At 71.3% G+C, this 25450-nt stretch carries 5 protein-coding genes (1 of these 5 only partly in view); all 5 read right to left on the bottom strand.

Annotated features, from left to right (window positions below):
• Window positions 1–5: 5 nt before the first annotated feature.
• A complete protein-coding gene (locus tag ACIPRD_RS08075) occupies window positions 6–818 on the bottom strand; it encodes an RICIN domain-containing protein (protein ID WP_401561080.1) in 813 nt (270 codons plus the stop codon).
• A 1453-nt stretch (window positions 819–2271) separates the two neighbouring features.
• Window positions 2272–6282 carry a type VII secretion protein EccCa gene (gene eccCa / locus ACIPRD_RS08070; protein WP_401561078.1) on the bottom strand — a complete coding sequence of 1337 codons (4011 nt, stop codon included), beginning with the start codon at window positions 6280–6282 and terminating at the stop codon, window positions 2272–2274.
• A gap of 168 nt (window positions 6283–6450) precedes the next feature.
• A complete protein-coding gene (locus ACIPRD_RS08065) occupies window positions 6451–6894 on the bottom strand; it encodes a YbaB/EbfC family nucleoid-associated protein (RefSeq protein ID WP_401561076.1) in 444 nt (147 codons plus the stop codon).
• A 2-nt stretch (window positions 6895–6896) separates the two neighbouring features.
• Window positions 6897–7448 carry a hypothetical protein gene (locus ACIPRD_RS08060; RefSeq protein WP_401561074.1) on the bottom strand — a complete coding sequence of 184 codons (552 nt, stop codon included), beginning with the start codon at window positions 7446–7448 and terminating at the stop codon, window positions 6897–6899.
• A 107-nt stretch (window positions 7449–7555) separates the two neighbouring features.
• Window positions 7556–25450, bottom strand: the 3' portion of a protein-coding gene (locus ACIPRD_RS08055; RefSeq protein ID WP_401561071.1) for a lonely Cys domain-containing protein. 14055 nt of this gene lie beyond the right edge of the window; only the last 17895 of its 31950 coding nucleotides appear in the window; its start codon lies beyond the right edge, outside the window; it ends in the stop codon at window positions 7556–7558.

Raw genomic sequence — 25450 nt, 5'->3', positions numbered from 1 at the left:
CGCGCTCAGGCGAAGGACCAGCCGGTCCTGGCCGACCCGCCCTCCGCGCACGGCGCCTGGTCGAGGCGGTCGTCGTGGTAACCGCCCGGAGCCGGGTTCGCTTCGTTCAGGCAGCTCCCGAGGCTGTAGTTGCGGACCGCGTAGCTGCCGTCCGCGCGGGGCATCAGCCACCACAGCCCGTTGCCCGTGGTGGACGTGTCACAGGTTCCTTCCCTGATCCATGCCGTGCTGTCCCCGGAGCGGAAGACCGGGGTCATGCACAGCCCGTCCTTGTGGTTCCTGATCACGAACAGCTCGGCGCCGTCCGGCCCTTGCGCGCTCCCCGTCGCCTGCAGGTCCCACTGCTGGTTGTCGGCGGAAGTGCCGTCACAGGCATGGGTGTTGACACCGCCGTCGGACTTGCCGTTGCCGTAGCCCGGGAGGTCGGCGCAGAGCCCCGACGCCACGTTCTTCAGCAGCGCCCCGGTGGTGTGGGACGCGGTGTTGGCACGGGCCCGCTCCACCGCGGCCGGGGAGAGCGGCTTGTCCGGTTTCGATGCGGCCTTGGCCTTCTTCTCCACCTGGGGGGTGGTCGGCTGCTCCACCGGCGTGTCCGGCACACCGGTCCCGGCGGCGGGCTTCTTCCGGTCCGGCGACGCGGACGGGGAGCGGCGCACCGGTGAGGTGCTGGGCAGCGACCCGATCCTGTGGGTCCGCTGCTGCTCCTGCGCGGCCTCGGTGACCTTGGAGGCTGGGGCGGCCACGTCGTCGTGCTTCGAGGTGGACAGCACGAACGGAACGGTGATCGCGAGCACGACCACCACGGCCGCGGTGACCATCAGCGCGGCGCCCCAGCTGCGGAAGGGCGGACGCCGGTCGTCGGAGGCCCGATCCGCGTCAGGGCCGTCGCCGCCCGGGCCGTCGCCGCCGGGCCGGTCGCCCGGGGTCGAGAGCAGCGTCGTACCGGACGAGAAGGCGGGCGGAGCCGTGTTCCGTGACGGCCGCGCGGGATCGGACGTGCCGGAGGCGCGTTTACCGCTCCCGTCGCGCGACGGCCGGACGGAGGCCTCCGGAGGAGTGGGCGCCCCGGGCCGTGCCGGCAGCGGGCGTGAGCCCACCGCCGGCCGCCGGTACGACCCGCCCAGGCCCGAGGGCGCGGCGGTTTGTGCCGGACCTGCCGGACGGGGACTCCGCGCGGACGAGCCGGACGGCGCGCCCGAGTCCCCGGTCCCGCCGTCCGGAACCGTGTCCGCCGCCGGGGGCGGGACGTCGCCGGCCCGGGGCGTCCGCGTGGGGGCCTGCGCCGACGCGGATGTCGCCGAGGACGGACCGTGCGACGACCGACCGACCGGCCCTCGCGTGAACAGGGAGCCCCGTGTGGACCCGGTGTCCCCGGACGAGGCGGGAGACCGCGACGGGCCCGGGCTCTCCGGCCGGCCCGGGGCGGATTCCGGCCGGCCGCCGGGCGACGGCCGGGGCGACGGCCGCCGCCAGGGCGGAGTCCGGTCCGGGGCCCCGCCCGCGGAGGTGGTCGTGTCCCCGGCCTCCGGGGCGACGGGCGGCACGACGCCGTCCCCGCCCCGGTCCTTGCCGCTCCGTCCGCCACGCCTCTCGGGCGGCTCGGACGGTGAGGACGGCTCGGACGGTGAGGACGGTGAGGACGGCGCGGACGGCGCGGACGGCGCGCCGGGGTCACTGCCCCGGGGGCCGTCCTCTCCTTCCCGGGCAGGTGCCGCCTTCGCCGCCGGCTTCCGGCCCGCTCGCCCTTCGCCGTCGGCGGTGTCCGGGGAACCGGGCGTGGCGCCGGTCCCGGGGGCCTGGTTCCTTCCCGCCGGGGCTGAGGACCCGTCCGGCTCGTCCGACGGCCGGGTGCGGGCCGGCCCGCTGTCCGGGACCCCGGGCATGGCGACAGCGCGGCGGAACGACAGGCTGGGCACGGATCCCAGTCGTGGTGGCGTGTCACCCGCCGCGGGGTCCCGGGGAGGCTGTGGTCTGGGCATGGTCCTGGTCTCCTTCACTGTGATGCAGGGAGAGTTCACCGACGGGCGAGAGATACGGACGCCCACGGGCGACGTGCGAGCACCGACGAGCGACGCGCGGGCACCGGCCGCTGGGAGGCCCGCGTTCGGTTCGGCCGTCGGCTCGTCGTCGCGTGGACTGGCGGACATTCACCGGCTGCCGGGCTCCGGCGCACGACGGCGGGCGGCCCGGGATCGTGGCGCGTCCCGGGCGGTCACCCGGATCGACGGCGTTCCGGTGGCCCCGGGCCGCGACCGGGCCGCCCGTGAAAGATCATCTGTCCAGGGCGAGTTGCACCAGGGCGGGCGGCGCGGACCGGCGCACCAGGACCCCGCGCCCGGGAGGACGCTGCTGGGCCCGCAGGCCGCCGAGGATCGCGCCCTCCCGCGGGTCTCCGGAGAGCACCAGGCCGCCCGTGCCGACCTCCTGGAGCCGGCTGAGCATCGGTTCCATCATCTGGCGGCGCTGTGTTCCAGCGACCCGCCGGGCGACCACGACGTGGAAACCCAGTTCCCGGGCCTGGGGCAGGAAATCGACGAGCGGGTCCAGCGGGGACTGCCGGCTGTTCGACACGAGGTCGAAGTCGTCGACCACCAGGAACAGCTCGGGCCCCTTCCACCAGCTGCGCTCGCGCAACTGCCGTACCGTGACGTCCGCGGGTGGCAGCCGTTCGCGCAACTTGTCAGCCAGCGCCGCGGCATACGCGGCCGCGGCACCGGCGTCGCCCGCGTAGCCGCCCAAGTACTCCTCCGGGACCGTGCCGAGGAGGCCACGCCGGTAGTCGATCAGCATGAACCTGACCTCGTAGGCGGAGCGGCGGGCCATCGTCCCGGCCATCCAGGTGCGCAGGAACTCCGTCTTGCCCGCGCCCGAGTCCCCGAACACCAGCAGGTGCGGATCGGTGTCGGTGAGATCGACGTACACCGGGCGCAGGTCGTGCTCGGCGATGCCGACCGGCACCCCGGACGGCTCCTTCTCCCGCAGTTCCATGTCGGCGACGGTCAGCCGTTCCGGCAGCATGCGGATCGCCGGGGCGTGGGCACCCTCCCAGGCCCCGGCCAGCTTGGTCAGGGCGTCGGACTGCGCTTCCGCGAGCCCTTCCTCGTCGGTCCGGCCGTCGAGCCGGGGCAACGCCACGTGGAACTGTGTGCCGGGCGGCGCCAGGCCCCGGCCCGCGGGGATGGAGCCGAACGCACGGGCCGCCTTGCGGCTGACCTCGGACTCGGCCGGGTCGTTGAGCCGCAGCTCCAGCCGTCCCGTGATGCTGTCCCGCAGCGAGGTGCGGATGTCGGCCCAGCGGTTGGTGGTGACGACCAGGTGCACGCCGACGCCGAGACCCCGCGCCGCGGCATCCAGCACCGCCGCCTCGATGCCTTCCATCTCGCCGCGCGCACCGGCCCAGTTGTCCACCAGCAGGAAGACGTCGGCGGCGCGTGTCCCGCGCGGCAGGGCGCCTGCCGCGCGGCGGCGCCGGAACTCGGCGGCCGAGTCGATCCCCATGCCGCGGAACTGGAGTTCCCTCTCGTCGATCAGCTGCTGGATCTCGGCCAGGATCCGCCGGGCCTGCGCCAGATCGTGCCGGCCGGCCACCCCGCTCACGTGCGGGGCGGTACGGAAGGGGAGCAGCGAGCCGCCGCCGAAGTCCAGGCAGAGGAACTGAGCCTCGTCGGGGGTGTGGGTGAGCATCGCGGAGAGCATCAGGGTGCGCAGCAGGGTGCTCTTGCCCGACTGCGGCGCGCCGACCACCATCAGGTGTCCCGCCTGGACGAAGTCCGTGATCAGTGGCTGCTGGAGCTGCCGCAGCGGGACGTCCGTCACGCCCACGGGGAACCGCAGTTCGCCCTGGTCCGGCCACCATTCCGCGGTGAGGCCACGGCCGGGCCGGGTGGCCACCGGGCCGACCAGGTCGTCCAGCGGGAGCGCGCCGGGCAGTGGCGGCAACCACACCTGGTGGGCGGTCTGGCCCACGGTGCCCAGCCGTCGCGCAATGACCTGCATCTCGGTCGGACCGGTGATCGGCGGACGCACCTGCTCGGTCTCGTACGCGCCCGCGGGCTCGGTGTCCGGGTCGGGCGGCACACGCAGCCCGAAGAACTTCAGGTCGGCGGAACCGGCCGCGTCGTCGCCGTCCCGCTCGGCGGCCGGCAGGTGCGGCCCGGAGACGTGGGCGACCCGGAACCGCTCGTACACGGCGTCGGTGACCTTCAGGTACGCCGAGCCGGGCACGGGGGGCAGTTGGTAGGCGTCCGGGGTGCCGATGACCACGCGGGACTCGGCTGCGGAGAAGGTGCGCAGACAGATCCGGTAGGACAGGTTGGCGTCCAGGCCGCGCAGTTTCCCCTCCTCCAACCGCTGGGTGGCGAGCAGCAGATGGATGCCGAGCGACCGGCCGACACGGCCGATCTGCACGAACAGGTCGATGAACTCCGGCCGAGTGGAGAGCAGTTCACCGAACTCGTCCACGATGACCAGCAGGTACGGCAGGGGCTGCAGCGGGCTGCCGTCCGGCGCGCGCTGCCCTGCCGCCCGCCGGAGCTGGTACTCCCGTACGTTGTCGATGTTGCCGGCGTCGCGGAGTATCCGCTGCCGCCGCTGCTGTTCGCCGACCAGGGCGTCGCGGACCCGGTCCACCAGGGCGAGATCGTCGATCAGGTTGGTGATCATGCCTGCGACGTGCGGGAGTTCGGTCAGTCCGGCGAAGGTGGCGCCGCCCTTGAAGTCGACCAGCACGAAACTGAGCAGTTCCGGCGAGTGGACCGTGGCCAGGCCGGTGACGAGCGTGCGCAGAAGCTCGCTCTTGCCCGAGCCGGTGGCGCCGACCACGAGCCCGTGCGGACCCATGCCGCCCTGCGCCGCCTCCTTCAGGTCCAGCAGCAGTGGCTGGCCGTTGCTGTCGAACCCGATGGGCGTCCGCAGCACACCGTCGTCGTCCACCTCGGTCCACAGCCGCTCCGGTTCGAAGGTGTCGAGGTCGGCGATGCCGAGCATGCGCGGCAGTGGCATGACCTGGGAGAGCACCTCCTCACCCTCGACGGACAGGCGCAGCGGGGCCAGCGCACGGGCTATGGACTCGCACAGTGCCGGCTCCGGCCACTCGGCGAGCGCGTCGGAGACCGGCTCGACGAGGGGGGCGGCACCCCGCTGCGGCGGCCGGGCGTCCAGGGTGAGCATGCCGGAATGCTCGACGCGCACCCGGACGTCGGCGCGCGACGGCTCGTCGCTCTCCCGCTGCACCACGCAGACCACCGTGATCCCGCTCTGCGGACCCGCCGTCCTGAGCAGTTCCGCCACCAGCTGTGAGCGGGCCCAGTCGGCCCTGGGGTCGTATCCGTCGAGGACGACGACCGTCCGCCGCCGTGCGTCGGGCTGGTCACGCTCCAGCACGCCACGCCGGGAGGCCGACTGCTCCAGGGCCTGGTCGAGGGTCGTCTGCAGGTGGTCGGCGACTCCGCCGATGTCCTGGGCGACCAGCGGGACCACGCCGGCGTCCCCGGTGGCCTCCGGCTCGTGGGTGTGCGGGAGCCACTTGGCCCATTCCCAGTCCCCGTCACCGGCGACGACGACCAGGCCCACGTCATCGGGGGAATGCAGCACCCCGATCTGACAGACCATCGCCCGGACCACTCCCCGGGCCACCTCCGCCGGGCCCAGCACGCTCACCACGCCGCCTCTGGACAGATCGACCACCGCGGGCTGGCAGCCCACCGTCGCGGTGGACTCGATCAGCCGGTCCGCGGCCTGCTTGGCGCGCTGGTCGTACTCGACCGTCGGGTCGTTGCGGGTGGCCAGGCGGACCGGCGTGGCCAGCGGGGCGGTGCCCACGCCGACGCACACCCGCAGGAAGTCGGCGTCGCTGATCCGCCGCTCCCACACCCGGCGGCGGCGCGTGGCGATCGCCCACAGCCGGTACGGCGACGGGTAGGCCCAGGCGGCCACCAGCCGTTGCCGTTCGGCCACCTGGCGGGCCATCTGGCGCACCTCCACCAGGTGGGCCAGATAGCGGTCCCGGGCCCTCAGCTTGTCCTTGCGGTTGCTGCGGCGCGACTGGAGCCGGATGCCCAGGGTGCTGGCGAGGGAGAGCACGACGAAACAGATGCCGAGCAGGATCAGCATCTTCCGTCCGCCGGACATCAGATAGGCGCCCATGCTGATGCTGGAGAGCAACGGCATCAGCAGGACGAGCCAGTTGGCGGAATCCTTTCCGACCGGCTGCGGTGGGGCGGCGAGCACCACCGGCTCGGTCGGCAACTGCGGCGGCAGGACCCGGGCGGGCCGATGAAACATGATCCGGGACATCAGCGCTCTTCGTCAGTGACAGTGGCGGCAGGCCCGGCACTCGAAGGGGCCGGGTGTCTCCCCAGAACGCAGGAGCCTGCTCACCGTAGGAGTCCGCGTCGCGTCGTCGGTAGCCCCTGTTTCCCTCACCGCTCCGCCCCCGATCGGGGACGCCTGTCAGCGGCCGTCGCCGCCGGGCCAGTCGGGAGGAGTGGGATATCGGGAGGGCCTGCCGTCCGGGCGACGGGCCGGCACCTTGGGCACCACCCGTGCGCCGGGAGGACGCACCTGGTGCAGTTGGTCGATGATGTCGGCGATTCCGCCGGTCACCCGGGACATCTGCTCGGTGCGCCGCGCGGCCATCGCCTGTACGGCCTCGTCCACGGCGGCGATCACCGTCTCCGACAGCGTCTGCGGGTCCCCCGGGTCGATCAGCGACACGTCGATCTCCAGGCCGACCAGCCGTCCCTCGCCGGAGACGGTGGCCCGGACCAGGCCGCCACCGCCGAAGCCGGTGGTCTCCAGCTCCTCGATCCGGTGGCGGGCTTCGCCGATGTCCTGGCTCATCCGCTCGGCGCGGCGGGCCAGGGCCTCGAACGGGCTCCGGGAATCGTCGGGCATGGTCAGGCTCCTTCGGTGTGGGGGGCGGCCGGCTCACCGGTGCCGGACCGCTCGGCGAGCACGATGAGACCGAGCCGCGCCAGCGAACGCAGGTAGTCCCACTCGGTACGCGTGCGCAGCCACCAGATCTCGCCGGGCGGTACCGGCACCGGGACGGGTATGCCGGTGGTCGGCGCGTAGAAGCAGTCGACGAGTACGAGCGGCACCGGGGCGGACCACTCGTCCACCTCGGGCTGCCGCGTCCGGTCGCCGCGGAGCACGTCGAGCTGCTCCCGCGTGCAACCGGACTCGCCCTTCTCGGTGTTGACCGCGGCCTGAACGAGCACCTGGATACGGACCGCGTGCCGGATCCGGGCCCTGGCGGCGGCCACCGGGTCGTCCGGGCCCGGGTATCCGGGCACCAGCGCCGCGAGCAGCTCGGCCGGCCGGTCACCGAAGGTGCGCCAGGTGCCGCCGTCGTGGACCATCTCGAAGCGGTAGGGCGTGCCGTCCTGACGGACGGGAGGCGGCCCTGGCGGCCGGCCGGGGCGATTCCGCCTCGTGGTGCTCGTCATGATCGATTTTCCTCGTGGGGTGGGGCGTAGTCGTCGTGGGCGGGCGGGTGGTCCGGGTGCGCGGCCGGTGCTTCAGCACCGCCGGCGCTGTGTGGAGAGGGGTTCCGTCACAGCGCTCCGTCACCTCCCGGGTCTCCTTGCGTACCCGATGGCACGTGACCTGTCACCGTCGGGGGGATGCTGTCGAGAATCTTCTGGCTCAAGTAGTCCTGGGCCGCTTCGTACACCGCCCACAACGCCTCTTCCACTACGGGGTGCACCACTCCGGGATTCTCCGTCACTGTTTCCATCATTTCGGAGAACGCGCCAGTCCGCGCCCACAGATAGAAATGTTTCCGACCGACACTTGCACCGCCGTACCGGCCGACGGGAAATTCCTCACCCCGCCTGATGCCGGTCCGGAAACGGAACATCACCGCATTGAAAGAGCGTCGGACATCCCGCCGTCCCACGCCACTCCCGAACGCTGACTCGAGAGAGTCTTTTATCAGTTCCCATTCTTCGTCGATGAGGTCCCATTCGGGATGCCTCAGGTCGCCCACAGGAGCTTGTGGATCTCTCACCGGCCGCCCGACAGGGACGTCCGCACCCGCCCCTTGCGCGGCGACTCGTGTCCGCCGACCGCCCGGTCGCGCCCGAATCCTCTCCGCGCGCAGTCCCAGAGCTTCCAAGACCGGAGCGACCCAGAGCCTGACTTCCGCACTGACAGTCCGATTGAGGCGGAATCCCGCAAGCCACTGGCCCAGGTTCACACTCCGGCCACCGTCCAGAGGTACTTCTTCGTTCGTCGGGACGTTCAGATGCCCCTTGCCGAGGTAGTAGCCGATGGCTGCCTGCAACTGGATCGCGGCAAATCGGTCCGCAGTGCTGCGGTAAGGACTTTCCTGGAACCTCGTCAGAGCTGTCCGCAGTGACATCACGGCTTCACGAATTGGACTGTTGTCTCCGGCTTCTTCACCGAGTTCGAGAGCCTCATGGCGCTTGATTCCGACGATGGCTGCCTGTTCCAGCAGTGACGTCAGCAGGATGTCGCGGCTGCCGGAGCCAGCCTGGCCGACGTCGCCGGCGGGACCCGTTACGCGCCCGGAGAACGTGGCCGTGCCGTCTTCAGCGCGGACGTAACGCCTCCCCCAGCGCACTCTCAGTGCCTCAAGGACCGGCGCGGCCCACTTCCGCTCCTCCGCCAGGCCATGGGAACGAAGAACCTGTAGCCAATTGCTCAGATTCACCGCCTCGCTGCCCACGGAACGTACCGCACCCCGAGGGGCGTTCACATCCCCCTCGTCGACGTAGTGGGCCAGAGCCGCACGCAAGTTCACTGCGGCTCGTGTGTCGGCAAAGCTGTGGTACTGACTGAACTGAATATCGGCCAGGGCCCTGTCGAGCGCCACGACGGCTGCCTGGAATTCCTCACTCCCGCTGGGGCCAACGAGGTTCTCCCCCGCCTCGCCCACCTCATCGCGCCGCGCGGTGAAATCGACAACGCGCGCAGACAGGACGGCCATCAGGTCTCCATTCGACTGATGACGGCTCCCCCAGCGTATACCCAGATTCGTCAGGACAGGGGCGACCCAATCACGGATTCCTGGATTGTTCTTCGAGCGAAGGTCCTTCAGCCAACGGGCGACGCGCACCTCCCCGCCGTCCAGGGGCACTGTTTCGCGCGACGGGACGTTCACGTGCCCGTATTTTCTGTAATAGACCAGGACAGCACGCAGCTTCACCGCAGCCACACGATCGAACACCCCGCGATACGGGGCGGTTTGGATGCGCTTCAGCACTTGATCGAGCGCCTGGACGGCCTCACCGAGTTCTTCACTCTCCATGACGTCCTGTCCGAGCCGAACGGCTTGGGCACGCCGTGCAGCGACGTTGACGGCAAGGCGTGACAGGATGACCCTCCGGGGGTCGACATGGCCGGGATCGCGCAGGCCGCTCTCACGACCGGACATCATCGGGTGCTCCCCGGAAAGCCTTTCCCCACGCACGCCCAATGCCGCCAGGAGCGGTCTCGCCCACTCTCGGGCCGTCACCAGACCGTCGACGCCGCGGTCGTGCAGCCACTCGCCCAGGTTCACTTCTTCGTCGCCCAGAGTCACCTGCCGGCCTCGGGGAACGTCCAGGTGTCCTTCACCGGCGTAATAGACAAGGGCGGCACGCAGATTCAAGGCAGTCAGCCAGTCGCCGTCGGCGTAGCCCTGGCTGTCCTGGACACGCGCCAGAGCCTGGTCGAGAGCGGCGGCGGCTGCACGCATTCCCTCGTTCTCGGCATCCCCCGGCCGAAAGGCGGCGACCACCGCTTCAGTCAGCCTCTGCAGCTCGCTTGCTTGATCTCCCGTGACCTCACGCAGCCCGCCAGGCGTTCCGTCCTCGGTACTGCCGGTCCGCAAGGGCAGTGGATTTTCCTCCTGCAGCAAGAAGTCGAAGCTGTCGAGCAGATCGTCCAGGGGGGCTATCAGCGCACCGTCGTCTGCCCACATGTCGTCCAGGTAGTCGATCCAGGATCGCTGCTCCCCCGTCATGGATTCCTGCGCGAACGCGTCGACGGGAAGTGCTTGCAGGTCGGCGTCGCCACTGAGCGGGACCTGCGTCACCTCCTCTCCAGCGGGCGACAGCCGGCTCACCTCCTCAGGCCAGGCAGGCCAGGAAATACCCGGCAACTCGGCGCCCTGGACGGGCGGCACGGCCGGATCCGACTCCAGCAGGCCACCCGACACGCCCAACCAGTCCATCGAGCCGCCCTCCACGGCCGACATATCCAACCCGCCCATCAGATCCATGTCCCCACCGGCCGGACCGCCGTCCGGCACAGAACCCCAGCGCATACCCCAGGCATCCAGGACAGGCCTCACCCACTCCTGGGCCGGCCGCAAACCGTCGACGCGGAGGCGTCTCACCCAAAGCCCCAGTTTCACCTCCTTTCCGTCCAGAGGCACAGGTTGGGATTGGGGAACATCCAAGTGGGCCTCATCTGCGTAATAGGCCAAGGCGGCGCGCAGATTCCGGGCGGCACGCCGATCGGCATCACTGCCGTGCGGGTTGGTCTGGACGCGGGTCAACGCCTCGTCCAGGGCGGCGACAGCCTCACCGGGCCCCCGGCCCTCGGCACGTTCCGCCGGATCCTGACCAAGCCCGACCACTCGCCGCGCAGAGACCTCAGCAACCACCTGAGCAGCAAGCCCCGGCAGAGCATCTGTCAGACCACCGCCGACGGCGGCGACACTCCTGCCACCATCACCACCAGACGTCGCAGGATCCGGCAGCCAACGCATACTCCAGGCGTCCAGAACCGGCTTCATCCACTTCCGGCCCGCTGCCAAGCCGGTGATACGGAGGTTGTTCAGCCAGGTGCCCAGATTCACGTCCTTGCCGTCCACGGGCACCGTTCGGCTTCGTGGGGCGTTCAAGTCTCCTTCGGCGGTGTAATAGATCAGGGCGGCCCGCAGATGCTGGGCAGCACGCCGGTCGAACTCATTGCCGTGCGTGCTGCTCTGGACGCGGGTCAACGCCTCGTCGAGGGCGGCGACAGCCTCACCGGGCCCTTGGCCCTCGGCACGTTCCGCCGGATCCTGACCAAGCCCGACCGCTCGCCGCGCAGAGACCTCAGCAACCACCTGAGCAGCAAGCCCCGGCAGAACGTCCATAAGACCACCGCCGACGGCGGCGGCAACACTCCGACCACCATCACCACCGGACGTGTCAGGCTCCCTCTCACCTGCGGCCGTACCCGTCCCGCCTCCAGCGGGCACGTAACCCGGTCCCCAGCGCATACCCCATGCGTCCATCACCGGATCGACCCAGAGCCGGGTCACACCTCTGCGAAGGTCTGGCTTACGCATGGATCTCAGCCACTCACCCAGGTTCACGTCCATGCCATCCACGCGCCTCTTTGTGCTTCGTGAGGCGTGCAGGTGTCCTTCAGCAGCGTAGTAGTCCAGGGCGGCACGCAGATTCTGGGCGCTACGACGAGCGTCGGGCGAGTAATCCCGGCCGGTCTGGATGCGCGACAGCTCCTCGTCGAGGACGGCGGCGGCAGTGGTGGTTTCCTGGCTTCGAGGACCCTTGTCCGTATAGGCGGCGACCACTTGTTCGGCCGACGTCTGCAGCTCACGTGCCTGACGTTCCGTGACATCGGTCCACCTGCGTGCTTCGCTGTTCTGCGCGCGCCTTCGTCGCGGACGGGGCGCGGTCTGCTCCTGAGGCGGAAATTCGCCACCGTCGAACAGGCCCTCTTGGCCGCCTCCCGCATCCCAGACCTCTGCCTCTATCTCGTCCAGGTAGTCGATCCAGGATCGGTGCTCCCCCGTCATGGATTCCTGCGCGAACGCGTCGACGGGAAGTGCTTGCAGGTCGGCGTCGCCACTGAGCGGGACCTGTGTCACCTCCTCTCCAGCGGGCGACAGCCGGCTCACCTCCTCGGGCCAGGCAGGCCAGGAAATACCCGGCAACTCGGCGCCCTGGACGGGCGGCACGGCCGGATCCGACTCCAGCAGGCCACCCGACACGCCCAACCAGTCCATCGAGCCGCCCTCCACGGCCGACATATCCAACCCGCCCATCAGATCCATATCCCCACCGGCCGGACCGCCGTCCGGGAAAAGCACGTCCAAGAAGTCATCGCCCGGAGCCGCCAGGTCCTGACCTGGAGAACCGACGGTCATGTCGACACCGAAGACGCCGGCCGGCTCCGATCCCGCGGCAGTCAGGTCACTGTCCCGGCCGAGGCCGACCTGACCGCCCGCATTACCGGACATCGCGCTGTCCCCCGCAGAAGCGACCGCCCCCACCTCGCTCCCGGCCGGTGCCTGAGCTCTCCACCAGCGCATACCCCACGGGTCCAGGACCGGCCTCATCCACTCCCGGCCCTCTGCCAAGGGACGGTTGCGGCGGGTATGCAGCCACTCACCCAGGTTCACGTCCTCGCCGGCCACGCGCACCGTTCTGCTCCGCGGAGCGTTCAGATGCCCGTTGCCGGCGTAGTAGACCAGGGCGGCCCGCAGATGCCAGGCAGCCTGCCGATCGGCATCGGCGTGGTACGGGTACTCATGGATACGGGTCAGCGCCTGGTCGAGGGCGGCGACAGCCTCATCGAGTCCCTGGTTCACAGCAGGATCCGCGAGGTCCTGACCACGCCGTACGGCGACCTCGACAGCAAACCTCGGCAGAGCGCCCATCAGATCACTGCCACCACCACGAACGACCCGATCCTGGCCATGTACCTCCCACTGCATGCCAAACGCGTCCAGAAGCGGCCTCACCCACTCCCGCCCCTCTGTCAGACCCTGGACGCGGAGGTTGTGCAGCCACTTGTTCAGGTCGATGTCCTTGCCGTCCACGTTCACCGGCCTGGCACTTGGGACAGCCAAGTGTCCGTTGTCGGCGTAGTAGACCAGGGCGGCACGCAGATTCCCGGCAGCACGCCGATCGGCAACGCTGCCGTGCGGGTTGGTCTGGACGCGGGTCAACGCCTCGTCCAGGGCGGCGACAGCCTCACCGGGCCCCCGGCCCTCGGCATGCTCTGCCGGATACTGACCAAGCCCGACCGCTCGCCGCGCAGAGACCTCAGCAACCACCTGAGCAGCAAGCCCCGGCAGAGCATCCGTCAGACCACCGCCGACGGCGGCAATACTCCGACCACCATCACCACCAGACGTCGCAGGATCCGGCAGCCAACGCATACTCCAGGCATCCAGAACCGGCTTCACCCACTTCCGGCCCTCTGCCAGTGCATGGCTGCGTAGATTGTTGAGCCAAGTACTCAGGTTCACCTCCTCGCCGTCCACAGACTCCCGATGGCCTTGGGAAGCGTCCAAGTGCCCTGCGGCCGCGTAATGGGCAAGGGCCGCACGCAGATTCCGGGCCGCTCCCCGATCGGCGGCCAAGTAGCTCGTGTCGGTCTGGATGCGAGCCAGCGCCTTGTGGAGCGCGAGGACGGCGCTGCCGGCTTCTTGGCTTTGAGTACCCCGGAGGGCAGAGGGAGTGGCCACTTGTTCAGCCAACGTTTGCAGCTCGCGTGCTTGACGTTCCGTGACGTTGCGCCGCCTGCGGTTTCCGGCGCGCGACGACCGGCTCACCTCGTCGGACCGTACCGGCCCGGAGAGGTCCGGCGGTTCGGAACCCCGGACGGGCAGAACACGTTCTGACGGCAGCGGCTGGGAAAGCGCATCCCCGACGACGTCGCCGACAGCGGCCGGCTGGTGTTCGGACGTCCCGAGCGCCGTGTCCGCACTGTGGGCATCGCCCAACTCCGGCCGTCCGGCTGTGGGGGCGCTGTTCCGGCCGAGGCCGGCCTGCCTGCCGGATGCCGCCGGGCTCCCGCCGGGAGGAGCCGGTTCCGCGGCGTCTCCTCCAGGCAGGTGATCCTCGCCCCAGTCCATGCCCCATGCCGTCAGGAACGGCATGGCCCAGAGTCGGTCCGCGTGGAGGCCGCCGGCTTCACCGATCTGTTGCAGCCATTCCCCCAGGTCGACCTCCTCGCCGTCCACAGCCACCGTCGTGTCCGGCGGAACAGCAAGGTTCCCGTAGCCGACGTAGTACGTGAGGGCAGCGCGCAGGTTACGGGCAGCCTGCTCATCGGCAGGGCTGCTGTAGACGTCATCCCCCATGGCGACCAGCGCCTGGTCCAGTGCCTCGAAGGCTGCGCGGTACTCAGCGACGACGGCAGGATTCTCGGGGAATGCGACCAACGCGGCGCGTCTTCCGACGATATCGGCAGCCAGCTCCGCCGGCCGTGCCGCCCAGCCGCCCCCTCGGCCGGACTCGGCACTACTGCCCTCCCTGCCGGACGCCACCCCGGGCTCGGCGGCCTGCGGCCGATCCGCCTCTGCCGCACCCCGCACGGAAGGCCGACGACCGGTCCGCTCCAGTGGAGTCTCCGCCCGCCGCTTGGGTGCGGCAAGCGTCCACGTGGCGGTGTCGTCCCTGTCCCCGTACCACGCGCGCTCGTCCTGCGCGGTCGGCCGGCTGGGCCCAGTCACGGGCGGAAGCGAGAGATCGTAGGGGGCGGGAATCTCGACCTGCGTGGCGGCCACTTGCTCGATGGCCCTCACGTGCTCGGCCCGCAGCGCGTCCGATGGAAGCTCTCCCAAGGACACGGTGGCGGACATGAGACCACCGTCGCCGTGCAGCACGCCGAGGCCGTGCAGGATCTCGTGAGCGATCTCCGCATCGGTGATGTCCGACGGCCAGTGGTTCTGCGTCACCGGAGTCCCCGCCGACTCCACCACGATCGCCAGGTGCGGCGGAGCGACACCGTCGCCCGCGCGATCCGCGGCGTCGGCGACGAACTCCACCGTGTAGTGGAACGCATCACCGCTCGCACCCCCCTCACGGAGGCCCACGCCGTTCCCCGCCCCGGACAACAGTCGTGCCTGCTCGTTCAACGTGGTCACGACATCCCGGTATCGCTGTTCCACCTCTCCCAGATGCGCGGCCGACACCGGTTCACCCGCACCGGCAGCAGTCCCACCAGGACGCAGCACCACCCGGACCGTGTGATCGCGCACCACGACACCCGGCATCCGCAGCCGCCGCAGGTCGTAACGGACCAATCCCCTGCGCAACTCCCCGACGGACGTGACAGGCGTGGAGAACTCCACCCGCTCCGTGTCCACCCGCACACCCGGCACCCCGGCCCGTGCCTCCCGCACAGACCGCTCCCAGTCCGCCTGTCCCAGTCCGGACATCCGCAGACCCGTACCCGACGCGGACGGCAGCACCTGCCCCGGCGCGGAGGAAACAGAGACCACCGAATCCGTCACGGACCCGTCGTCCAAGGCATCGGCCGTACCGGTGACACGTCCTTCACCCGGCACGGCACGCTCTCCCCGCGGGAGCGCTTCCAGATTGAGTCCGGCGATCGCCGAGGCCGCCGGGTCGGCGGACACGCCGGAGGCCGAGCCGGCCGCCGCGGACCACGGCGCGGGGACGGCCCCCGCGGAGGTGCCGGCAACGGAAGAAGCAGCCGACGGGTCCGCCTCCAGCCGGAGCCGCAGCGTGGGCTCGGCTCCGGTGGCCTGGTTGCATACCGCCGGACTCGCCGGCTCCGCCGCGTCTCCGGGAACACCCCGGGGCGACAGCTTGAACCACATGTCGGCCGGGAACGCCATCAACTCACCGGACGGCGCGAGCGCACCCTCGCCCGTGGCGAGCGGACCGGACGGGCCGAAGGCCTCGACGCCAGGTGTCAGGAACACACTCCCCGGCATCTCGATGTCCTCGCCCCCGCTCGGGGACGCCGGGACATACACCGGCTGCCGAAGCTCGGATGCCAGCTCCGATGCCCATGCGACAAGCCCGGCCCTGGTGTCCTCGACCGGATCGGCGACCACCAGGGGTGTTCCCGGGTTCCATCCCAGGGCGGGCAGCAGCCTCGCGGCGTCCGCCACCTCCAGATACCGGTCGCCGGCGAACCCGAACGCGTGAGGACGGTACTGCCCACGGTGCCGGGCGAGTTCGACCAGTGCCACGAACGCGTCCGCGTGGCCGGGAGCCTCACGCGGCCGAAGCGCCGTGGCTCGATCCAGCGACCGGCGCAGCTGTGCCGTGACGGTCTCCTCACCCCGGTCGGTCACCGCCTCGGTCTTCCGGAACACCGCACTACCGGGCATCCGCCTGACGAAGACGCTGCCGAGGTCGCGCAGCGACTCAAGTCCCGCGATTCCCGCCGGATCGACGAGCCCCGTCGCTGGGTCGTCGGCCGACCTGGCACCTCGGCCGCCATACCACGGCGTCACGGAGAACAGGCTCAACGCCTGGTCGATGTCTGCGTCCCGCCGGAAGAACATGTCGAGCAGAGCACGCGCCCGCGCGGTGAGCTCCGCCGCGTCCGGGGCGAAGACCGCCGGTGTGCCCGTGCCGTCAGCCCCCCTGAGAACCTGTTGTACGACGGCCGCGTGCGCTCCCACCTCCTCATGGCGGGGCAGCCCACGCACCTGATCGAGCGTAAGGCGTGCCGCCGCGTCCACGAGCCCCAGCGACAGCTTGACCCTCGTCTGGATCTCTGCCTCGTCCAGGCTCCCGTCCCACAGCCGGAATTCCACGTGGTCGTCGGCCGCACCCTCGACGTGCTCGAAGCTCAGCGCGTCGTCCCGCACCCCACTGCGCGCGTTCCACGTGCCCAGGTAGCCGCCGAGCTCCCGCTCGCCGAGCGGCCTCGCGTGCTTCGTGCCTCGGTGGGCGCCCGAAGCGGGGTGGGCCGCCCAGCGGAACAACTCGTCCTGATGTCCGGTGAACAGTGCGCGCAGCACCTCGTACCGCTCGCTGTCATCGGCGAAATGCCCACTGCTGACGTTGACGTGGCCACCGGTCCGCGTCGTCACGACACCGCCACGGGCACGGATCGCGCGTACCGCGGTGCGCAGGGCGGTCCACGTGTCCTCACTGTCGTACAACTGCGGCGAGACCAGTTCGGCACCGCTGGTCACGGTCGGGTCCTTCTCCAGGAACCAGCCGCGGTAACCGTTGTCCCGCGCCCCGTGGTACGAGCCGATCCGGTCCTGCTCCGTCAGCCCGGCGTCGCGGAGGTCGTCGACGATGTCCTGGTAGACCTCGGCACGTCGCTCGTCGGTCAGGTCCAGCGGCAGATCGAACTCGATCTCGACACCGAACCGCAGACCACCCCGTGCCGGATCGGCCATGCCGTCGGTCGCGTCACGCGTCATGTACGGCACCGCCGGCTCACCCCGCACGAGCCGGTCCGCCGTCGCGCGGGCAGCGGCCTCCACGGCCTCCGGCCCGGTCGCCGCTCCCGCGGCGGGCATCGGTCCGGAACCCTGCTCCAGGGCCTCGGGCGCGTACGTGTCCTGGTCGGCCTCCGGGGCCATCGGATCCCCGCCGTACCAGTCCTGACCGTTCTCATCGGTGTCCATCGGGTCCCAGGCGTGCTGGGCCGGCCCGTCCTCGTCGACGTCCATCGCCTCGTCCGAGGCCGCGGCCGGCTGCGACTCGTCCGGTTCCCACCGGGTGCCGGCCGGCCAGGCGCCGTCCGGCACCCCGAGATCGCGCGGCAGGACCCGTACCCATCCGAAGACCTCTGCCGGGCTCTCCTCGCCCAGAATGTCCAGCTCGGTCCCGTCCTCGGTGAGGAAGCGCTGGACGAAGGGGTCGCCGTCGTGCGACGCCGAGTCGTCGCCTCCCAGCTCCTGCCCGTCGAACAGCACGTGGACCGGCCGGCCGAGCGTGCCGGCCAGCTCACGCAGCCACAGGAGCCCGGCCTCGTGCAGCATGTTCCCTATCGCCACGAGCACCAGCGACTGCCCGGGCGAGAAACCCAGGTACCGCACCAGCCTCGCGAAAGCCGCCGGGTGGACCGCGGCCTGTCCCCCTCTTCCGTACACGAGGGGCAGGGACGGGTCCGTGTCCGTCTTGAGCACCACGGAGAAGGGATCGTGCCGGCGGCCGAACAACTCGGCGAGATTGTCGAGGTAGCCGGGCACCTCGTCGGGGGCGACGTCGTGGCCCGGTGCCAGGGAGGCCCCGTCGTCTCCCGGAACGGCTATGAGCCGGGCCAGGGGAACGAGGTCGTCGAGGCCGTCCAGCTCGGCGGGAACGAGCCAGTTGTCCGGCCCCGGCTCCTGCCCCGCGAGGCCGCCGAACCACGGGTTGAGCTGGAACAGTCCCAGCACCTGGTTCTTGATGTCCTGCCGCCAGAAGACGGCGTCCACGAGCGACCGCACACCGGTGCTCTCGTGCGCGAGCCCGGCGTCGAAGACCCGCAGTCCCTCCGGTCCGGTCGCCCGCACCGCTTGCACCACTCCGGCATGCGTGCCCGGCAGCACCGGCGCGGGTGCCTGCCATGAGGTCCCACCCTCGCGCAACGCCAAGTGGGTCAGCCCCAGGACCGCGTTGATCCATGCCTGCCACTCCGCCTCGTCCAGCGAGCCGTCCTTCACCCGGAACTCCACGTGGTCGGAGCCCACACCCGCCACGGACATGAAGTTCAGCGCGGAGTACTTCCGCCCGGGGATGACGTCCCCGACCATCGTGTAGCCCTCCGAGGGCTCGACCGCGACGTGGGCGAAGTGGGATCCGCGGTGCTGTCCCAGACGCGGGTTGGTCCCCAGCCTGACCAGGACGTCCTGGAACGACCGGTACACCTTCCACAAGGCGGTGTGCCGCCGTACGTCGTTGCCGAACTGCCGCAGGCCCACGTGCACATGCCCGCCGGTCTCGGCGCCCGCCACCCCACCGTGCGAGCGGATGATCCGCAACGCCTCCCGGAAGTCCGCCCAGAACTCCGGGGTGTCCCGCGCGATCGGCGAGACCAGCTCCAGTCCCGACACGGAGCTGTCCTTCTCCAGGACCCAGCCGTCCCGGGCTTCCCTGTAACCCGACTTCATCGCGCTGCTGTGCCCCAGGATGCCCGACTGCTGGATCAGCCCCGCCCTTCGCAGGTCGGCCAGTATGGCCTCGTTCCGGTCCGACACACTTGCGGCCGGATCTTCCGTGAGGCTGTACTCGATCTCCAGACCGAAGGTCAGTCCGCCTCTGTACCGATCGGCCAGGCCGCCGGTCGCGTCCTCGAGGAAGTACGGCAGGGCCGGACGCCCCTCGGCGAACGCCAGCGCGATCTCCTCCACGACCGCCTCGACGTCCTCGTGCGCCGTCTCGTGCCCCTTCGGCCACCACCGGCGGGCGTGCGCGCCGGTCGCTTCCGCCGGGGCCGGCGCCCCGGACGGCAGCAGGTCCTCCAGCGCCTGTCGAAGTACCGCGTCGGCGTCCACGACCCGCGGACCGGGCGCGTCGAAGCCGGTGGTCCGGACATCGCGCTCATGCTCCAGCGACGCGTCCGTGGCCTGGCCACCGCGGTTCGGCGGCCAGGCGAGGAACGGCAGGGCGGGCCGGTACGGGACGAAACCGGTGCCGGCCGGCCAGGAGAACGGACCGTCCTGGAGCGGCACGCCCTCGGCCGCCACCCGCAACCACGAACCCGGGGGCAGCGCCACCTCGTCCGCACCGTCCGTCACGAGCGGGAGCCCGGCGGGAACCTGGTCGCGGGGAACGAACAGGTCCGCTTGGCGCAGAGCGCCCGCGGGCATCCCGTAGCCGCCGACGTCCAGGTACACGGGGCGTCCCAGTACGGCGGACAGCGCGAGCGGCCACTCCCACTCGCTCCACGCGGCCGACTCAAACCAGGGGATGACCAGCGGCTGTTCCACCGTCCAGCCCGCCCACCGGAGCAGAGCACCCATCTGCTCGGCGGTCAGGACGCGTGGTCCCGCCGCGCTGTCGACCAGGGGGCGCGAGGGCGAGGACTGCGTCACCCGCATCGGACGCAGCACGAACGCGTCGCTCCGGCCGAAGGACTCCCGCGCGGCCCGGACGACGTCGGCCTCTTCGGCCTCGTTCCGTTCGTCCCTGTCGGAGAAGACCAGGCCACCCTGTTGCGGAGCCAGGACGAGACGGCCGAGGGGCACCAGGTCCTCCAGGCCGGGCACGCCCTGCGGGACGAGTTCCGCGCCGGAACCCGGCACCTGCTCGGTCGCGCCGCCGAACCATCGTGTCATCGCGAACAGTCCGCCGACCACGGTGCGGTCGGACGGGCGCAGCAGGGTCGCGTTCAGCAGGGACCCCAGGCCCGTGGTCTCGGCAGGGTCGTCCAGCCGGAACACGGCCTGCGTGCCGGGAGCGCTCGCCCGGATCTGCGTCACGCCCGCGTGGGTCCCGGGCGGCTGCGGGACCGGCGGGTGCCAGGACGGGTGCTGGGCCAGTCGCCTCGCCCCGCTCACCAGGCCCAGCGACAGCACCACCCGGGCCTGGAGCAGCCCCTCGTCGAACGACGCGGTCCAGAGCGCGAAATCGACATGGGGCGAACCCGCACCGGCCTGGCGCACGGCCATGAGTGGATCGACCGGGAGCAGTCCGGCCGCGGGACCGGTCAGGTGGTCCGGGGCGGGCAGTGCCCGCACATGGCGGGGGCCGTGGCCGGTCTCCGGGTCGGCCGCCAGCCGGAACAGGACGTCCTGGTGGCCACGAACCACGTCCGCCAGCACCTTCTGCTCGGCCTCGCTCACTCCACCCGGGACGCTCACCCGGACACGGGCCGCCCCCCACGAGAAGGGCGTGAAGTCGCCGGATTTCCGCATCAGGGACAGCACCGTCCGCAGACCGTGCCAGTCCGACTCGGTGTCCCTCAGCCACGGCGAGATCAGTTGCAGGGTCTCGAGATCGGTGGGCGGGGTGATCTGCCAGCCGGAGGAGACTCCCCACTGCGGGAAGACCTGACGGGACAACCCCTGGACGCGCATCGCGCCCAGGACGGCCGCGAGTCGGTCCACGATCTCGTGCTCGTCCAGGCCGTCCCTGGCGTGGAAGTCGATGGCGATCTGGAATGCCGCCCCACCCCGCTCCGGGTCTGCCGTGCCACCCGTCACGTCACTGGTCCGGTACGGCAGCGCGGACCGGCCGGAGGCCAGTCGCCGGATCACCATCTCGGGTATGAGGCCCACCTGGTCGCGGGACGTCCGCTGGGCCGGGGCCGACGGGTCCAGGTCCAGCGCGCTCCGGATGCCTTCGGGTGCCTTCGGATCGCCGCCGACCCAGTGCGGGTCGGTCCCCGCGGACGCGGTGCCGACGTCGGAGGTCGTCGGAATCGCCGGCTCTGCCACCGGATCCGCCGGCGCTGCCGCCGACTCCGCGGGCAGCGGAACGTCACCGATGATCCGCTCCAGCCGGCGCAGATACCGGTCCCGCAGGCCGCCCTGGGCGAGTCCGCCACCGGCCAGTTCCTGGCCCGGGCCTTCGACGGCCGCGGTCTCAGGGTCGACGGGCTCGGTGTACACCCCCATGAGGCTGCCCGGCACGTGCAGACGGGAGTCCGGCTCGCCCGACCGGCGCGATTCGTCCGGAAGACCCAACTGATGCCCGAACTCGTGCACGGCCGCCCGCGCCGACATGTCGACGCGCAACCGGTGGTGGGAGACCGGCTGTCCCGACCCGGTGCCGAACAGCTCCGCGACCCAGTGCACGCCGCTCCCGGGCCCGAAAGGCACCAGCACCGGTGTCACGTGCAGCAGATCACCGTTGGGCAGACGGTGCCCGGGCGCGTTGAACACCTGCTCGATGCCCCAGCCCATGCGCTCCCACAGCCGGTTCACCTCCGGACCGGAGAACGAGACGGCGTTGCGGAACGCCACCCGCACTTCCAGATCGGTGTACGCCTCCCCTCCGTACCGGAAACGCCGCACGTCGAACGAGGCGTTGACCGTCGTCTGTGCCGGACGGCCCCGCGCGTCGCGGCTCTTGGACACCGGGTTCATCCACCGGTGCACCCGCCGCTCCGGCAGCGCCTCCCCGCGCACCGCCCACCAGGCGTCGTCGCCCAGACGCGCGGCCACCCCACGCTGCACCGCGGACGCGGTGCCGTGCGGCACGCCCACCAGCGAGCCGGCCTCACCGACCGCCGGGAGGGCGACTCGACCGCCCTTCCGCGGAGCGGCCGCGGCCTCGGGGCCGAACAGCACCGGGGAACCCTGCCGAGCCGGCGGAGTGCCGGCCGTGACCGTCACGGACCCTTCCGACGGGCTCGAGGGACGGGACCCGATGGGAACAGGTGCGTCTGGGAAGACGGGGTACGACGCGGTCCACGCCTCGACGGCCGCGCCGTTCCCCGCCGCGAGCGTCACAGGACGCGGGGCGGCGGGGTCGGTGCCCCGGTCACCCAGAGTGGCCTGGCGCGACGGCGCCCAAACGGCGCGCCCGGTGCGGTCGGACACGAGCCCGACCAGTCGGGTGTGCACTCCTCCGCCCAGGTGCGCGCGGCCCCCGGCCTCGGGGACGATCAGGACCACATCCCTGAGCTGCAACGTGTGGCGGGAGAGTTCGGGATCCCAGCCGAGCAGCTCGCCGAGCTCCCCGTAGGGAACTCGGTGGTTCCCACCGGGCAGTCGCAGCAGCACATGGTCAGGACCGCCGTCGGCCCAGACGAAGAACGGCCCACCGAGACCGGTGCCCTCCCAGGGAGCCACCTGCGTACTCACCATGGCGGCGCCGCCGGGCTGCGCCTCCAGTACGTCGAGGCCGGTCGCACGGATCCGTACGTCGGTCCCAGGACTCGCCCAGTTGCGGCCCGTGACGCTGCCGTCGTCCCCGCGCAGTGCCGTGCCCTCGCCGAACGCGCCGAGGATCTCCAGGTGGAATGCCGCGAGTTGCTCCACATCATCCAGGTCACGTCCGTCCGCGGCCGCCTGGGCGACGGTGAGGAGCAGTTCCTCCCGGTGTGCCGGCTCCAGTTGTTCCACGTGCAGGACACGGGCGCCGAGCACCGCCAGGTCGGTGGCGGCCCGCGCTTCCCAGGACAGGGTCTTCGCCGTGGCCCAGAAGAACCGTGACCGCTCCGCGTCACCCACGATCACGGCGTCGTACCCGCCCGGGCCCCGGGCAAGCCGCAGGGTGCGGACGATCTCCGCGTCGAGGTCGGGGACCCGGTCCAGGAGATCGGCGGTCCGCCCCAGCAGCGGCGACCGCAGGCTGAGATCGCGGGCGTCGGCCGATGCCACCGTCCTCGTCACCTGGGCGAGCAGATCCCGGTAGTCGTCGGGCCCCGGGCGTGCGGCTCCGGTCAGGTGGTCGAACAGATCCATGGTGAACGGGCCGAAGCGGCGCAGCCGCGGATCGGCCGCCCACATCCGGTCCAGCGAACCCAGGGACCCGAGAAGCCGGGTGTACGAGGGATGGGTGTCGATGTCCGGGCCGAACGCCAGCCGCAGCGCCCGCACCAGGCGCAGGGCCCTTCCCCGTGTCGCCTCGGTGGGCGATCCTGACCCGCGGTGGAGGCCCGCGACGCGGGCGCGCCTCGCCAGCTCCTCGCCGGCCGGCTCGGGCATGAACTCGCGAAGGGCGCCGGGGCGACCCCGGTGATCGCTGTAGATCACACGCCAGGTCTCGATCTGTCCCATGACCGTGGTACCGGCGCGCACCCGCCTGCCTGCTTCGTTGGCCACATGCTGCGCCACGGGCTGGTGATCGTCGTGCAACGGATCGGCCACGAACGGCGGAGTCACCCCGGACAGGGGGCCGGGGCGGACCGTCCCGGCGGCCGACGCGCCGAAACACGAGTCGAGATTGACGGCAGCGGAGGCGGGCTTCCGGTTCAGGCTGGGCCGCCTCGCGATCCACCGGCCCGAAGCGGGCCCGTCCGTGGTCCGGAAAACGCCGTTCGCCATGCCGAAGTCGATGTAGCCCGGACCCCCGTGCGCCGTCATGTTGTAGTCGTCGGTCGGGGCAGTGGGCGTCTGCGGGTATGGCTCCGCGGGCTTGAACGTGGGCATGTGGACGCTCACGACGTCCGCCGAGTTCCAGCCCTGGGAGTGGCTGCGCCTCATCAGTTCGTCCGGCGGGAACGAGATCCTGCCGGACACGCGGCGGCCGTCGTCCGCGACAAGGGTCGTCGACGACACCTCGTTCCACCAGGGCTCGGCAGTGCCGTCCTCGAACGACTCCTCGGACAGCCCGGGATCGGACGGGATCCAGACGCTCTTCTGGGCGGCCCCTCCCATCGGTGTGGAGAGGGACAGGGGCTGACCCGGGTTCTGCGTGTAGACGAGGCCGCCGTTGGTCGACCACGTGCGTCGCCCGGTCAGATCCGCGACCCTGCGCGGCAGCTTCACCGTTCCGGCTCCGACGCCGGGCACCAGCAGCAGCACGGGAACCTGCGCGGAAAGCGTGTCCGGTCCGGTGGCGCGGTTGAGGAGTTCGCCGACCACGTCCGCCGGCACACGGTGGACCGTCCCGCTGACGTCCGGGATCCTGACGTGCGAGTGGTCGCCGTCGGCCATGACGACATAGGGCGGGATCCCGCCCTCGTACCACGGAGGACGCCGGGCCGAGAAGCGGAACACGGTCCCGTTCTCCTCGACGACGTCACCGATGGTCGTCACGTCGATGCCGGCGATGTGACGGCCCGTCCAGTTCAGTCCGTGGATCTCACCCCGCGCACCGGTCAGCAGCCACTGCGGCGTCAGCACACCCAGCTGTACGAGGTGGTGAGCGGTCAGTTCGGCCAGGCCGCGAGCCTGTGGACCGACCTCGTCCATCAACCGCAGGACCGTCTCCCGCTCCCGGGACGAGACCGCCGCGGTGTCGTCCAGGAGCAGGATCCGGCGAGCGAGCACGTCCAGATCCAGAGGTGCCTCGCGCAGCCCGGGATCGGCTTGCCGAAGGACGTCCAGGCGGACCAGCGCCAGGAAGGCGTGCTCGGCGACCGTTTCGCCGAAGTACTCGCGCAGGATGCGGTCGTACACCTCGGTCAGGAGCGCCGTGTCCTGCGCGTCCGCCTCCGGCGCCATCGGGTCGCCGCCGAACCACCGGAGGGCGTGGGGCAGCACCGAGGGGTCGGCCATGACTCCGTCGCCGGCCGCTTCGGCGCGTGTGGACCGCGGCGCGGGGGCGGACACCCGGGAGGTACCGGCGACGGGAGGGCCGGCGACAAGGGGCTCGGCGAGGGAGGGCGCGGCAAGGAGGGAGGCGGGCGCAGGCTCCGGCTCCGGCTCCGGCTCCGGCTCCGGCTCCGGCTCCGGCTCCGGCCGAGGCTGCAACGCGGGGGCGCCCTCGGTGACCCGGTCCCGACCGGCCGAACCCGCCGGCTCCGCCTCGCCACGGGCGACATCCCCTGGCGGGGCCACCGACAGCTCCTCCTCGCGGAGCTGTCGAAGGATCTCCGGCTCCGGCGCGGACAGCGGTGGGGCGCCCTGCACGGCGGTGTCCGACTGCGGATCCCTCACGACGGTGGAGTCTGACTGCGGATCCCGGGGCGGCGCCACGACGGCAGAGTCCGGCTCCGGATCCCTCACAACGGAGTCCGGCTGCGGATCTGTCACGACAGGGTCCGGCTGCGGATCCTCGGCCGGCGGCACGGCCTCGGTCACCGGACCGTGCTCGTCGTCCGCCACAGGCACGGGAGGAGCCGGCCGGGAAGGGGGCTCCATGAAGTCCCGGGCCCTGCCCTTGCCCTTGCCCTCGTGCGGGGCGCCCGTCAGAGCGGCCTGGTAGTGCTCGTCCGCCAG

The sequence above is a fragment of the Streptomyces sp. NPDC090108 genome (assembly GCF_044747185.1).
Taxonomy (GTDB): domain Bacteria; phylum Actinomycetota; class Actinomycetes; order Streptomycetales; family Streptomycetaceae; genus Streptomyces.
Note: the sequence above shows the minus strand (reverse complement) of the source record. Positions and strands in the feature narration are given on the sequence as shown.

What these genes read in the sequence shown, in the direction of transcription:
- ACIPRD_RS08075 (WP_401561080.1), bottom strand. Translation starts at nt 818, where the DNA reads ATGGTCACCGCGGCCGTGGTGGTCGTGCTCGCGATCACCGTTCCGTTC.
- ACIPRD_RS08065 (WP_401561076.1), bottom strand. Translation starts at nt 6,894, where the DNA reads ATGCCCGACGATTCCCGGAGCCCGTTCGAGGCCCTGGCCCGCCGCGCC.
- eccCa (WP_401561078.1), bottom strand. Translation starts at nt 6,282, where the DNA reads ATGTTTCATCGGCCCGCCCGGGTCCTGCCGCCGCAGTTGCCGACCGAG.
- ACIPRD_RS08060 (WP_401561074.1), bottom strand. Translation starts at nt 7,448, where the DNA reads ATGACGAGCACCACGAGGCGGAATCGCCCCGGCCGGCCGCCAGGGCCG.